At 59.9% G+C, this 13620-nt stretch carries 13 protein-coding genes; 3 read left to right on the forward strand and 10 right to left on the reverse strand.

Features of this window, described 5'->3' with window-relative positions:
* Positions 1-47: 47 nt before the first annotated feature.
* Both dnaG and rpsU read right to left on the reverse strand, forming a co-directional pair.
* Complete coding sequence (dnaG, locus tag ACW9IN_RS15535) at positions 48-2018, reverse strand: DNA primase (RefSeq protein ID WP_457366763.1); 1971 nt, start codon at positions 2016-2018, stop codon at positions 48-50.
* Positions 2019-2463: 445 nt separating this feature from the next.
* Entirely contained in the window at positions 2464-2679 is a 216-nt protein-coding gene (gene rpsU / locus ACW9IN_RS15540; protein WP_002551877.1) for a 30S ribosomal protein S21, read from the reverse strand.
* 202 nt (positions 2680-2881) lie between these two features.
* Here rpsU and tsaD point away from each other — a divergent pair, with 202 nt between their 5' ends.
* A complete protein-coding gene (gene tsaD / locus ACW9IN_RS15545; protein WP_457366722.1) occupies positions 2882-3907 on the forward strand; it encodes a tRNA (adenosine(37)-N6)-threonylcarbamoyltransferase complex transferase subunit TsaD in 1026 nt (341 codons plus the stop codon).
* Positions 3908-3939: 32 nt separating this feature from the next.
* Here the strand turns inward: tsaD and plsY are convergent, their stop codons facing one another.
* Positions 3940-4509 carry a glycerol-3-phosphate 1-O-acyltransferase PlsY gene (gene plsY, locus ACW9IN_RS15550; RefSeq protein WP_457366723.1) on the reverse strand — a complete coding sequence of 190 codons (570 nt, stop codon included), beginning with the start codon at positions 4507-4509 and terminating at the stop codon, positions 3940-3942.
* Positions 4510-4583: 74 nt separating this feature from the next.
* Between plsY and folB the strand changes: the two genes are divergently transcribed.
* Together folB and folK are read left to right on the forward strand one after the other, a co-directional pair.
* Entirely contained in the window at positions 4584-4937 is a 354-nt protein-coding gene (gene folB, locus ACW9IN_RS15555; RefSeq protein ID WP_457366724.1) for a dihydroneopterin aldolase, read from the forward strand.
* The gene (folK, locus tag ACW9IN_RS15560; protein WP_457366725.1) at positions 4928-5446 is read left to right on the forward strand and encodes a 2-amino-4-hydroxy-6-hydroxymethyldihydropteridine diphosphokinase; all 519 of its coding nucleotides are present in this window, start codon (positions 4928-4930) and stop codon (positions 5444-5446) included. The genes folB and folK overlap by 10 nt, the downstream gene beginning before the upstream one ends.
* Positions 5447-5504: 58 nt before the next feature.
* Here folK and ACW9IN_RS15565 read toward each other — a convergent pair whose 3' ends face one another.
* The 7 genes from ACW9IN_RS15565 to apaG all read right to left on the reverse strand — a co-directional run bounded on the left by ACW9IN_RS15565 (position 5505) and on the right by apaG (position 13523).
* Positions 5505-6734, reverse strand: coding sequence for a multifunctional CCA addition/repair protein (locus tag ACW9IN_RS15565; protein ID WP_457366726.1), 1230 nt, complete (start codon positions 6732-6734; stop codon positions 5505-5507).
* Between the two features lie 63 nt (positions 6735-6797).
* Positions 6798-8363, reverse strand: a complete 1566-nt coding sequence (locus ACW9IN_RS15570; protein ID WP_457366727.1) for a SpoVR family protein — start codon at positions 8361-8363, stop codon at positions 6798-6800.
* A complete protein-coding gene (locus ACW9IN_RS15575; protein ID WP_016977872.1) occupies positions 8360-9631 on the reverse strand; it encodes a YeaH/YhbH family protein in 1272 nt (423 codons plus the stop codon). The genes ACW9IN_RS15570 and ACW9IN_RS15575 overlap by 4 nt, the downstream gene beginning before the upstream one ends.
* A gap of 113 nt (positions 9632-9744) precedes the next feature.
* Positions 9745-11667 (reverse strand): PrkA family serine protein kinase, encoded by a 1923-nt coding sequence (locus ACW9IN_RS15580; RefSeq protein ID WP_457366728.1) that lies wholly within the window; start codon positions 11665-11667, stop codon positions 9745-9747.
* A gap of 285 nt (positions 11668-11952) precedes the next feature.
* Positions 11953-12282, reverse strand: coding sequence for a thiosulfate sulfurtransferase GlpE (gene glpE, locus ACW9IN_RS15585; protein WP_457366729.1), 330 nt, complete (start codon positions 12280-12282; stop codon positions 11953-11955).
* A gap of 9 nt (positions 12283-12291) precedes the next feature.
* Positions 12292-13143, reverse strand: coding sequence for a symmetrical bis(5'-nucleosyl)-tetraphosphatase (locus tag ACW9IN_RS15590; protein WP_457366730.1), 852 nt, complete (start codon positions 13141-13143; stop codon positions 12292-12294).
* Complete coding sequence (gene apaG / locus ACW9IN_RS15595) at positions 13143-13523, reverse strand: Co2+/Mg2+ efflux protein ApaG (RefSeq protein ID WP_061434361.1); 381 nt, start codon at positions 13521-13523, stop codon at positions 13143-13145. Before apaG ends, ACW9IN_RS15590 begins: the two co-directional genes overlap by 1 nt.
* Positions 13524-13620: the final 97 nt, after the last annotated feature.

The raw sequence follows: 13620 nt of genomic DNA on the forward strand, positions 1-13620 counted from the left end.
TCTTGGCGGGCAAAAAACAAGCCGAGGATTATACCCGAGCTATGACCTCACACGCCAGCTGAGGTCGGGTTTGATGCGGAAACATTCTGTTTTAAGAGGTCCCGCATCTGCTTTGCTATCTGAATTTGCTCTTCAGCCGTCAATCCCGGCTGCCTGGCTCTCTTGATGAGTTCTTCGAGAGTCTGCGTATGCTGGCCCTCGGATAACCTAGTAATGGTGTCTAAAAACTGTTGTTCAAGGTTGTCGCCGTCAATTAGCCACTCCTTTTCCGCGAGCGCTTTCAGCAAGCGACCTTGCTCCGTGCCGTGCCAGCGGGCCATCAGCTGAATTGAGTTTAGCCCAGGATTTTTCTGCACGGCCTCGATCAGGGCGATCAGCACCTGGGCATAGGTATTGCTCTCGTTGGCAAAGTGGTCGGCGCTCTCGACCTTGCCCGCCAGCTGCGGGTGATGGATGAGCGTGCGCAGGGCGATCAGCATCGGCGCCTCCACGGCAACCGGTGTGCGCGGGGCGTAGGCCTCGTCACGATCGCCGCGCTTGCCGTTCTTGCTCCAGGGCTTCTTGTCCCACTTCTTGCCGCCGGCGCCGGGTTTTTTCGGTGTCCATTCCTGCTGGGGCGCGTAGGCCTCCTGCGGTTGATGGAAATCCGAATAGTCCGGCATGGCGTCGTAGTCCATGCCGGGGTCGTAGGCCGGTGGCGCCTCTTGCGGCGCGTTGTGTACCAGTTGGCTGACGGCTTCGCCACTCAACCCGGTGATTTCCAGCAAGCGCTGGCGCATCAGGGTGCGCAGGTTGGCGCCGGGTACCTTGTCGATCAGCGGGGCGGCGAGAGTGGCCATATGGGCCTTGCCTTCGAGGGAGCGCGGATCGGCTTCTTCGGTCAGTTGCTGAAAGAAATAATCCGCCAGCGGCTGCGCATGCTGGTTGATACGGGCGCGGAACGCATCGGTGCCTTCGGCGCGCACCAGGGTGTCCGGGTCTTCGCCTTCGGGCAGGAACAGGAAGCGCGCCCGGCGCCCATCCTGCAGGCTCGACAGCGTGGCTTCGAGTGCGCGCCAGGCGGCATTTCGGCCGGCCTGGTCCCCGTCAAAGCAGAACAGCACGCTGGGCACGACGCGAAACAGGCGTTTCATATGCTCTTCGCTGGTGGCGGTGCCCAGCGTGGCCACGGCGTTGCGCAAGCCCTGTTGGGCGAGAGCGATCACGTCCATATAGCCTTCAACCACGATGATTTCATCGAGGTTGCGGTTGTTCTTGCGGGCTTCGAACAGCCCGTAGAGTTCCTGGCCTTTGTGAAACACGGCGGTTTCCGGCGAGTTCAGGTACTTGGGCTTATCGTCGCCCAGCACCCGGCCGCCAAAGGCGATGATGCGGCCACGCGTGTCACGAATCGGGAACATCACCCGGTCGCGAAAACGGTCATAGCGTTTGCCGGTCTCAGCGTTTTCCACCAGCAGTCCGGCGTCAATCATGGCTTTTTGTTGCAGGGTGTCGCTGCTCAGGTGTTTGTACAGGTTGTCCCAGCCCGGCGGGGCGAAGCCGAGGCCGAAGTCACGGGCGATTTCGCCGGTGAGGCCGCGACCTTTCAGGTAGTCGACGGCGGCCCTGCGCTGCGGGTGGCTTTTGAGTGCCTGGCGATAAAATTCGGCGGCGGCCGTCAGCAGCGGGTACAGCGGCGAGTCGGTGGGCTGTCGCGGTTTGTGCGAACGGCCGCTTTCTTCGCGGGGGATTTCCATGCCGGCGGCTTTGGCCAGCTCCTCGACCGCCTGGGGGAAGTCCAGGTTGTCGTGGTCCATGATGAAGCCAAGAGCATTGCCGCCAGCGCCACAGCCAAAGCAATAGTAGAACTGCTTGTCAGGGCTGACGCTGAAAGACGGGGTCTTTTCCTTGTGAAACGGGCAGCAGGCCGTGTAGTTCTTGCCCGCCTTCTTCATTTGCAGGCGCGAGCTGACCACATCGACGATGTCGGTGCGGTTCAGAAGGTCGTCAATAAAGCTCTGGGGAATCAGCCCGGCCATGGCGTTCTCGTCATCACTGCGTGTCAATGAGGCTCGTGAAGTGCTCAAGCGCACAGGTCGAGTGCTCGATCATCAATCGTCTGCTTGGGCTGTCAGGAAGTGTATCTGCCGAACATTCACTGACGTTAGTCTCTATCAGCCTTCGGTGCAGAAAGGTTGCCCTGGCGTCCGGTCGTGGCCAATGGCGGGCCTCGGAAGCTCATTCGATGGGCGCAGTCGACCACGTGGTCGGCTGTTTGTAAAAAGGGGGTGTGCTCGTCAGTAGCCTTGTTAGGCTCGTCAGAAGAGACGTGCACCGCTGGCAAAAGAGCCAGTCCTGACGTGTGAAGCGGTTGTATCGGTCGCATGTGCGGCGTCAACAGTGAAGCATCAAGCGATATCCGCAAATGCCAATAGCCCGGCTGAGGGCCGGGCTTGGCAGAAGCTTGCTACGAACGTCTGTGTATTAGTACAGACGAACGGCGCGGCGCTGTTCGCGCTGAACTTTCTTGGCGTGACGCTTAACAGCGGCTGCTGCTTTGCGCTTACGCTCAGAAGTTGGCTTCTCGTAAAATTCGCGGCTACGAACTTCGGCCAGTACACCGGCTTTTTCGCAGGAGCGCTTGAAACGACGCAGAGCTACGTCGAAGGGTTCGTTCTCTTTAACTTTGACGGCTGGCATCCAGAGCTACCTTCTTTCATTACCGGGATCAACGTTCTCGTCGCGAAAAACTCGCGGCTGAGGTCGTCGGTTTTTAAGGGTTGCGGATGTTAACCCCTCATTGCCCGGAATGCAAAGCCTCTGATCGAAAACCGCTGGTCGGAAGGGGGAGCGGCGACTATTATGCGCGCCTTCGAATTCAGCCTCTACAAGGCGCAAACCCATGCTAGTACTGGGACTTGAAACTTCCTGCGACGAAACCGGCGTCGCACTTTACGACAGTGAACGCGGGCTGTTGGGCGATGCGCTGTTCAGTCAGATCGATTTGCACCGCGCCTACGGCGGCGTGGTGCCCGAGCTGGCCAGCCGGGATCACGTCAAGCGCATGCTGCCGTTGATTCGCCAGGTGCTGGACCAGGCCGGCTGCGCGCCGACCGAGATCGACGCGGTTGCGTATACCGCTGGCCCGGGACTGGTCGGTGCCCTGCTGGTCGGGGCTTCCTGCGCCCAGGCCCTGGCATTTGCCTGGGATATTCCGGCGTTGGGTGTGCACCACATGGAGGGGCATCTGCTGGCTCCCATGCTGGAAAAAACTCCGCCGCAGTTCCCGTTCGTCGCTTTGTTGGTTTCGGGCGGTCATACGCAGCTGGTTCAGGTGGATGGCATTGGCCAATACACCCTGTTGGGCGAGTCCCTGGACGATGCTGCCGGTGAAGCGTTCGACAAAACCGCCAAGATGATGGGGCTCAATTACCCCGGCGGCCCGGAAATCGCCCGTCTTGCCGAAAAAGGTGTGCCGGGCCGCTACACCTTCCCGCGTCCGATGTGCGATCGCCCGGGCCTGATGTTCAGTTTCAGCGGCCTGAAGACCTCTGCGCTCAACACCTGGCAACAGAGCGTCAGCGCCGGAGACGACAGTGATCAAGCCCGTTGCGACATCGCGCTGGCGTTCCAGCAGGCCGTGGTGGAGACTTTGACCATCAAGTGCAAGCGCGCCCTGAAACAGGCCGGCATGAAGCGCCTGGTGATTGCCGGTGGCGTCAGCGCCAACAAAGCCTTGCGCAGTTCGCTGGAAAAAATGCTCGGCGACATGAAGGGCGATGTGTTCTACGCGCGGCCAGAATTTTGCACCGATAACGGCGCGATGATCGCCTATGCGGGCTGCCAGCGCTTGCAGGCCGGCCAGCACGAAAGCCTGGCGATCAGCGTGCAGGCACGTTGGCCGATGGAGCAGTTGTCGCCGCTGTAGGTTTCAGGGTGAGCCGGGCTCATCGACGGTATTTAAAAATGCCGTTCGCGCCCGGCAAGCAGGTCGCGTAAATTGCCGCGGTGGCGCCACACGATCAGCAGTGTCAGCACGCTCATCGGCAACAGTGCCGCCGGTTCCTGCCAGGCGAGCAGCGGCAGGGTCAGCGGCGTGGCGATCAGTGCCGCCAGCGAGCTGGTGCGGGTCAGGTAGAACGTCAGCAGCCAGGCAAGCACGGCCAGCAACGCTGCCGGTGGGTAGATTCCCAGCAGCATGCCAGCTGCCGTGGCGACACCTTTACCGCCGCGAAAGCGGAAATACAGCGGAAACAGATGGCCCAGGACGGCGCACACGCCCACCCAGGCCTGTTGTTGCAGGGGCAGACCGGCGAGGCTGGCGATCAGCACGGGCAAAAGGCCTTTGCAAACATCGCCGAGCAACGTCAGTACGGCGAGCTTTTTGCCCGCCAGGCGCAACATATTGGTGGCGCCGGCATTGCCTGAACCACTCATTCGCGGGTCGGGATTTCCCGTGAGGCGGCTGAGCACGATGGCGAAGGAGAGCGAGCCAAGCAGGTAGGCGAAAATCGCCAGTGACCAAAACATGCTAACTATTCCGGGCGAGGGTGCCCTGATTCTAACGGGGCATCGCGCCCTTGTCGTGCAGCGGAGAAGAGTGCTTGGACAGAGTGTTTATCGAGGGCCTGGAAGTCGACACCGTGATCGGAGCCTACGACTGGGAGCGCGGGATCCGGCAATGCTTGCGTCTGGACCTGAGCTTCGCCTGGGATAACCGTCCGGCGGCGGCCGGCGATGACCTGAGCCTGGCGCTGGATTACGCCAGCGTATCCGTGCGCATCCAGGCCTTTGCCGAGCAGTCCCGGTTCCAGTTGGTGGAAACCTTCGCCGAGCGTTTGGCCGAAGTGCTGATGAGCGAGTTCCAGATCCCCTGGCTGCACCTCAAATTGACCAAGCCGGGAGCCGTGCCGGCTGCCAAGGGCGTGGGCGTGGAGATCGAGCGCGGATGCCGCTAACTCAGGTTTACCTCGGCCTTGGCAGCAACATCGAGCGCGAGACGCATCTGCGTGCCGGCCTGGATGCGCTGGCCGGTTTCTTGACGGATATGCGCTGTTCGGCGGTGTTCGAAAGCCAGCCGGTTGGCATCAAGAGTGGCCCGTTCTTCAATCTGGTGGTGTCGGCCTATACCGACTTGCCACTGAGGGAGCTGGATCGTCGGCTGAAGTTCATCGAGACCGACAATGGCCGCTACGCGCCGGACCGTAAAGGGTTGCCGCTGGATATCGATGTGCTGCTGTATGGCGATCTGGTGGGTAATTTCGACGGACTGATTCTGCCCCGTGCAGAAATCCTCAAGAACGCGTTTGTGCTCTGGCCGCTGTCGCTGATGGCGCCCGAGCGCGTGCATCCTGAAGTCGGTAAGACGCTGGCCGAACTGTGGCGCGATGCGCAGATTGACCAGGTGCTGGCGCCTGTCGCATTTGAATGGCAGGGGCAGCCGCTCACGCCGAACACGTTCCTGTAGACGCTCGGCTTGCCAGCGATGGCGTACCTGAGGTTGCTATCGCCGGCAAGCCGGGCTCCTACAGTGCGTGGTGTTCTTTGTAGATTTTCAGTGCCTTGAGCCGTTCGCGCTTGAGCGCCTCGCCTAGTTCCGGGCCTTTGAAGCCTTTCTCCAGCAGCGGTGCTACGGCGACGTCGCGCGCCGCCTTCGCCGCGCCGCGCAAGTAATCCGCTTGTGGATAACTTCTTTGCTCCAGACCTTTGCGGCCCCGGGCGTCCATCTCGCACGCCACCACAAATTCTTCAAAGCGCTGCGGGCGACGGTACACATCGAAACTCTGCAACAACTCCAGCAATGTCGAGGCTTTCAGCTCCAGGGCGCGATGGCCGTGAGTGTGATATTCGCCCACCAACAACGCTAATTCCTGGCAGTCTTTCGGCACCTTGAAACGTTCGTTGACCGCCTTGATCAGTTTGAGGCCCTTGAACTCGTGGGCAATGTGCCGGGGCAACTTATCCACAGGCGTCAGGCCTTTGCCCAAGTCGTGCAACAGGCAGGCCCAGCGTACGCTCAGTGGTTGTTGGTACAAGGCCGCCTGTTCCAGCACGCTCAAGGTGTGTATGCCGGTGTCGATTTCAGGGTGATGGGCCTCGGGCTGCGGTACACCGAACAGGGCGTCCACTTCCGGCATCAAGGTTTTCAGTGCGCCGCAGTCGCGCAGTACCTGGATGAATACCTGTGGCTGATCTTCCATCAGAGCGCGGGAAATTTCCTTCCAGCTGCGTTCAGGTGTCAGGGCTTCAAGTTCGCCGGACTCACTGAGCTGGCGCATCAACGCCAGCGTTTCCGGTGCGACCCTGAAACCCAGGGAGGCGTAACGCGCAGCGAAACGTGCAACGCGCAGTACTCGCAGCGGATCTTCGGCAAATGCCGGTGAAACGTGGCGCAAAATACGAGCTTCAAGATCATGCTGACCTTGATAAGGATCGGTCAGGTTGCCGTCATCGTCCTCCGCCATCGCATTGATGGTCAGATCACGGCGAATCAGGTCTTCCTCCAGCGTGACCTCGGGACTGGCATGGAACACAAAGCCGCCATAACCCCGGCCACTCTTGCGTTCAGTGCGGGCGAGGGCATATTCATCGCCGTTTTTGGGGTCGAGAAACACCGGGAAGTCAGCGCCAACCGGTTTGTAACCCTTGGTCAGCATCTCGTCAGCCGTCGCGCCGACCACCACGCGGTCGATATCGGTGACCGGAATGCCCAAGAGACGATCCCGCACCGCACCGCCGACTTTGTAGATTTTCATGAAAAAGCCTCCATTAGCGGCACAGGATACCGCCTGAGCCTGGCCAATGGAGGCTTTGCTGTTTCAGAGATGAACGACGGCCAGGTCCAGGCGGCCGTAGTCGTTGTCGTTGTGATCGCTGCGCGGCGGTACGTGATGGGTTTTCATCACCTGTTCGCCCTGCAGGGTTTCCAGATGGATGTCGAAGCCCCATAGCCGATGCAGGTGTTTGAGTACTTCTTCGGTGGATTCGCCCAACGGTTTGCGATCGTGCTGCTGGTGACGCAGGGTCAGTGAGCGGTCCCCACGCACATCGATGCTGTAGATCTGGATGTTGGGTTCGCGGTTGCCCAGGTTGTACTGGGCTGCCAGGGTTTCGCGGATGGTGCGATAGCCCGGTTCATCATGGATGGCCGGTACCACCAGGTCATCTTTCAAGTCGTCATCCAGAATGCTGAACAACTTGAGGTCGCGGATGACCTGCGGCGACAGGTACTGCAGGATAAAACTCTCGTCCTTGAAGCTGCTCATGGCGAATTTGATGGTGGACAGCCAGTCGCTGCCGGCGATTTCCGGAAACCAGCGGCGATCCTCTTCGGTGGGGTGTTCGCACATGCGCCGGATGTCGCGGTACATGGCAAAACCCAGTGCGTAGGGATTGATGCCGTTGTAGTACGGGCTGTCGAAGCCGGGCTGGAACACCACGCTGGTGTGGGAGGTCAGGAACTCCATCATGAAGCCGTCGGTGACCAGCCCTTCGTCATACAGGTCGTTCATCAGCGTGTAGTGCCAGAACGTCGCCCAGCCTTCGTTCATGACCTGGGTCTGGCGCTGTGGATAAAAGTACTGCGCGATCTTGCGCACGATGCGCACGATTTCCCGTTGCCATGGTTCCAGCAGAGGGGCGTGCTTTTCCAGGAAGTACAGGATGTTTTCCTGGGGTTCGGCGGGGAAGCGTGCATTGTCCTTGTCGTTGTTTTTGCCGGCGCGTTTGGGAATGGTGCGCCACAGGTCGTTGATCTGCTTTTGCAGATGCTCCTCACGCTCCTTCTGGCGCAGGCGTTCTTCCTCGGCGGAGATAGGATAAGGGCGCTTGTAGCGGTCGACGCCGTAGTTCATCAGGGCATGGCAGGAGTCGAGCAGGTCCTCCACCGCGTCGATGCCGTGGCGCTCCTCGCACTGCATGATGTACTGCTTGGCGAATACCAGGTAATCGATGATCGAACTGGCATCGGTCCAGGTGCGAAACAGGTAGTTGCCCTTGAAGAAGCTGTTATGCCCATAGCAGGCATGGGCCACTACCAGGGCCTGCATGCAGATGGTGTTTTCTTCCATCAGGTAGGCGATGCACGGGTCGGAGTTGATGACGATTTCGTAGGCCAGGCCCATTTGGCCCCGGGTGTAGGATTTCTCGGTGCTGAGAAAGTGTTTGCCGTAGGACCAGTGGTGGTAGCCCAGGGGCATGCCCACCGAGGCATAGGCGTCCATCATCTGTTCGGCGGTGATCACTTCGATCTGGTTGGGGTAGGTGTCCAGGGCATAACCCGCCGCAATGCGGCTGATTTCGCGGTCATAGGCCTGGATCAATTCAAAGGTCCACTCGGAACCCGTTGAAATGGGTTGGCGCTTGTTCTCTTTTTTGGCGGTCATGTCACTAACCTGCGCTGGAAGAGTTCACGGAAGACCGGGTAGATATCGCCGGCCGAGACCAGTTGCTGCTGGGCGAATGTGTCGGCAAAGGCTTCGCCAATGCGTTCGTATTCGAACCACAGGGCCTGATGCTCACGGGGGGTGATTTCGACGTAAGTGTAGTACTGCACGAACGGCATGATCTGGTTGATCAGGATGTCGCGGCAAATCGGCGAATCGTCGTTCCAGTTGTCACCGTCCGAAGCCTGGGCGGCGTAGATGTTCCACTCGTTGGCCGGGTAGCGCTCGGCCATGATCTCCTGCATCAGCTTCAGGGCGCTGGATACGATGGTGCCGCCGGTTTCCCTTGAATAGAAGAACTCCTCTTCGTCCACTTCCCGGGCGCTGGTGTGATGGCGGATGAACACCACGTCGATCTTGTCGTAGTTTCGCTTCAGGAACAGATACAACAGGATAAAGAAGCGCTTGGCTATGTCCTTGGTGGCCTGGGTCATCGAACCGGACACGTCCATCAGGCAGAACATTACGGCCTTGGAGCTGGGGTTGGGCTGCTTGACCAGCAGGTTGTACTTCAAGTCGAAGGTGTCGAGGAACGGTACGCGATGTATGCGCGCGCTGAGCTTCTCGATTTCAGCTTCGATTTCCTGAATATCGCCGAAGTTGTCCGGTTCTTCGCGCTTCAGGCGAGCAAGTTCTTCCTTGGCCTCCTTCAGTTTGGCGCGGCTGCTGCCCGACAGGGCGATACGCCGAGCGTGAGCCGAACGCAGGGTGCGGATGATGTTGATGCGGGAGGGGTTGCCCTCGTTGCTGATCCCCGCGCGCACCGTCTTGAAGGTGTCGGTTCCGGTCAGGTTGCGCTTGACCAGGTTGGGCAGTTCCAGGTCTTCGAACATGAACTCCAGGAATTCCTCCTGGGTGATCTGGAACACGAATTCGTCCATACCCTCGCCGGAATTGCCGGCCTTGCCCGGGCCTTTGCCGCCGCCACCGCCCTGTGGGCGCTGGATATGTTCGCCGGTGGTGAATTCCTTGTTGCCCGGATGCACGACGGTTTGCTTGCCGCCGCGCCCGTGGTGCAGCACCGGTTCGTCGATGTCCCGTCCGGGAATGCTGATTTGTTCGCCGTGTTCCATGTCGGTGATGGACCGGCGGCTGACGGCCTCTTCGACGGCCTTTTTGATGTGGTCACGGTAACGCCGCAGGAACCGCTGGCGGTTCACCGTGCTCTTGTTCTTGCCATTGAGGCGTCGGTCGATCACATAGCTCATGGGGAGCCCTCCGGGCAGCTTCACGTTACAAGCTTCAAGCCGCGAGCTGGAAGCTTAGAGACAAGCGGTCAGCTGCCAGGCCAGTGGCCTGGCAGTTCACGCCCGTCGCTGCCTTACTGCGATTTGCGCACCCGTAGGTACCACTCGGAAAGCAGTCGTACCTGTTTGTCGGTGTAGCCGCGCTCGACCATCCGTGTAACGAAATCGTTGTGTTTTTGCTGGTCCTCCTTGCTGGCCTTGGCATTGAAGCTGATGACTGGCAGCAGATCCTCGGTGTTGGAGAACATTTTCTTCTCGATGACCACCCGCAGCTTCTCGTAGCTGAGCCAGGTAGGGTTCTTGCCGTTGTTGTTGGCGCGGGCGCGCAGTACGAAGTTGACGATTTCGTTGCGGAAATCCTTCGGATTGCTGATGCCGGCGGGTTTTTCGATCTTTTCCAGTTCCTCGTTGAGGGCGACGCGGTTGAGGATTTCGCCGGTTTCCGGGTCGCGGTACTCCTGGTCCTGAATCCAGAAGTCCGCATACAGCACGTAGCGGTCGAAGATGTTCTGGCCGTACTCGCTGTAGGACTCCAGGTACGCGGTCTGGATTTCCTTGCCGATGAACTCGATGTAGCGCGGCGCCAGGTACTCCTTGAGGAAGCGCAGGTAGCGCTCACGGGTTTCGGCCTGGAATTGTTCCTGCTCGATCTGCTGTTCCAGCACGTAGAGCAGGTGCACCGGGTTGGCGGCGACCTCGTGGGGGTCGAAGTTGAAAACCTTGGACAGGATCTTGAACGCAAAGCGTGTCGACAGGCCGTTCATGCCCTCATCTACACCGGCGGTGTCGCGGTATTCCTGGATCGACTTGGCCTTGGGGTCGGTGTCCTTGAGGTTTTCGCCGTCATACACACGCATTTTCGAATAGATATTCGAGTTTTCCGGCTCCTTGAGTCGCGACAGCACGGTGAACTGGGCCAGCATCTTCAGGGTGTCGGGGGCGCAGTGGGCCTTGGCCAGCGAGCTGTTGAACAGCAGTTTGTCGTAAATCTTGATTTCGTCGCTGACCCGCAGGCAGTACGGCACCTTGACGATGTAGATGCGGTCGATGAAGGCTTCGTTGTTCTTGTTGTTGCGGAAGGTGTGCCATTCCGATTCGTTGGAGTGGGCCAGCAGGATCCCCGTGAACGGAATCGCGCCCAGGCCTTCGGTGCTGTTGTAGTTACCTTCCTGGGTAGCCGTGAGCAGTGGGTGCAGTACCTTGATCGGGGCCTTGAACATCTCCACGAATTCCATCAGGCCCTGGTTGGCGCGGCACAGCGCGCCCGAGTAGCTGTAGGCGTCGGCGTCGTTCTGTGGGAATTCCTCGAGCTTGCGGATATCGACCTTGCCCACCAGTGCCGAAATGTCCTGGTTGTTCTCGTCGCCCGGTTCGGTCTTGGCCACACCGATCTGGTTGAGGATCGATGGGTAGAGCTTCACCACGCGGAACTGGCTGATGTCCCCACCGAACTCGGCCAGGCGCTTGGTGGCCCAGGGCGACATGATGGTGTTGAGGTAGCGCCGCGGGATGCCGAAGTCTTCCTCGAGGATCGCGCCATCTTCCGTGGCGTTGAACAGCCCCAAAGGTGATTCGAAGACCGGAGAGCCCTTGATGGCGTAGAAGGGCACCTTCTCGATCAGTTGTTTGAGCTTTTCGGCCAGGGACGATTTACCGCCGCCGACGGGGCCGAGCAGGTAGAGGATCTGTTTCTTTTCTTCCAGGCCCTGGGCGGCATGCCGGAAGTAGGACACGATCTGGTCGATGCACTCTTCCATGCCGTGGAAGTCTTCAAAGGCCGGGTAGCGGCGGATCACCTTGTTGGAGAAGATTCGCGACAGGCGCGAATTGTTGGAGGTGTCCACCAGTTCCGGTTCACCGATGGCCAGCAGCAGGCGTTCGGCGGCGGACGCGTAGGCGCTGCGGTCCTGTTTGCACAGCTCGAGATACTCTTGAAGTGTGAGTTCTTCCTGCCGTGTGGACTCGAAGCGTTGTTGGAAGTGGCTAAAAATGCTCATGACGTCGTCACCTCGCTCGATACGTGGAGCCGACGCCGGATCAATCAGTCGATGCTGGCAGTCATTGACGATCGCCAATGGCCGTTTTCCCCCCAGAACATCCTGAAACGCTACCGATGACCCGTACGCCGGTGTACCGGCTCTCCCCTGATTCGGATGGCCTGCGCTTAAGGATAGTTCGGAATCCGGGAGGTCAAGGCGCGATACGCAATTAGTTTGGTTGCGCCGTTCGTCAGAAACGGCGCTAGGCCAAGCGTCATGCGGGGTAGCGGGGTGTGAAAAAAATTATTGCGAATCGCCGGAGGCAATTTCTGTCGGATAGGTCGTACGCCACAGTTCGAAGCCACCGTCCAGGCTATAGACGTCGGAGAAACCCTGGCTGACCAGATAGGCTGCCGCGTTCTGGCTGGAGTTGCCGTGGTAGCAGGCCACGATCAGCGGCGCGTCAAGGTCGGCGGCACGGATGAAATCGGCGATGTTGACGTTATCCAGGTGCTTGGCGCCGGTGATGTGTGCAGCGGCGTAGGTCGGCTGGTCGCGGATATCAACCACTACCGCGCCTTGCTCGCGCAGGGCCTGGGCTTGTTCGGGGGGGATACGTTTGAATTCGCTCATGGCGGGCTCCTAGGACTTGGCAGTGGCCGGCAGTGTAACGGGAAGGGTCGATTCACACTGGCAGCTGTGACGCTCGCCGGTGTCGATGTTCATCAGGGTCATGGCGCCGCCCCACACGCAGCCTGTGTCGAGGGCGAACACCCCGGGCTCGTCGCATTTGCCTTCAAGCGCTGCCCAGTGGCCGAAGACGATCTTCGTGTCGCGGGTCTTGCGTTCCTTGTGGGCAAACCAGGGTTTGTAGCCGGGCAGCGCGGTTTCGGCGCCTTCCTTGCTCTTGAGGTCCAGCTTGCCTTCGGCCGTGCAGAAACGCATGCGCGTGAAATAGTTGGTGATCACACGCAGGCGCGCGACGCCGCTGAGGGCGTTGTCCCACTTCACCGGTTCGTTACCGTACATGCCGTCGAGGTAAGCGGTGTACAGATTGTCATCGGCCAGGGCACTTTCGACTTCGGCGGCGCACTTGAGGGCTTTCTTCAGCGTCCACTGCGGCGGGATGCCGGCGTGGACCAGTGCCATATTACGAGCTTCGTCGTAGTGCATGAGTTTTTGACGGCGCAACCAGTCGAGCAGCTCGGCACGGTCTGGCGCCTCGAGGATTTCCCGCAGGGTGTCACCCTTTTTCAGGCGCTCGATCTTGTTGCCGGTGGCCAGCAGGTGCAGATCATGGTTGCCCAGAACGCACACCAGGGAATCACGCAGGCTATATAAGTAGCGCAAGGTCTCGAGGGATTCGGGGCCGCGGTTGACCAGGTCGCCCACTAACCACAAGCGATCCTTTGCCGGGTCGAAGGCGACACGCTCGAGCAGGCACTTGAGTGGCGCCAGGCAGCCTTGCAGGTCGCCGACCGCATAGGTCGCCATCAGTGCAGGGCTCCCGGCACGGCGAGGCGGAAGGGCGCGATGATCGCGTCGAACAGTTGGCCATCGGTGGCTTTCATCTGGTAGGAGCCCTGCATGGTGCCGACCTTGGAGGTCATGACCGTGCCGCTGCTGTAGGTGTGGCTGGCGCCGCTGTCGATCAACGGCTGTTGGCCGACGACGCCTGCGCCACGGACTTCTTCGACCTGACCGTCACCATCGGTGATCACCCAGTGGCGCGACAGCAGCTTGGCCGGCACCAGCCCGTTGTTTTTCACCGTGATGGTGTAGGCAAAGGCGAAACGGTTGTGTTCGGGTTGGGACTGGTCCGCCAGGAAGCGGGTGACGACGCTGACGTCGATCTGGTAGCGAGGATCGGACATGCAAGGGGCCTTAAAAGCAAAAGCGAAGGACAGCAGATGCGAGTCAGTCTAGGCCATCAGCCGGGCACTAGGCCAGACATGTGGGAGCTGGCTTGCC

The sequence above is a fragment of the Pseudomonas sp. SDO5271_S396 genome, from assembly GCF_054071795.1.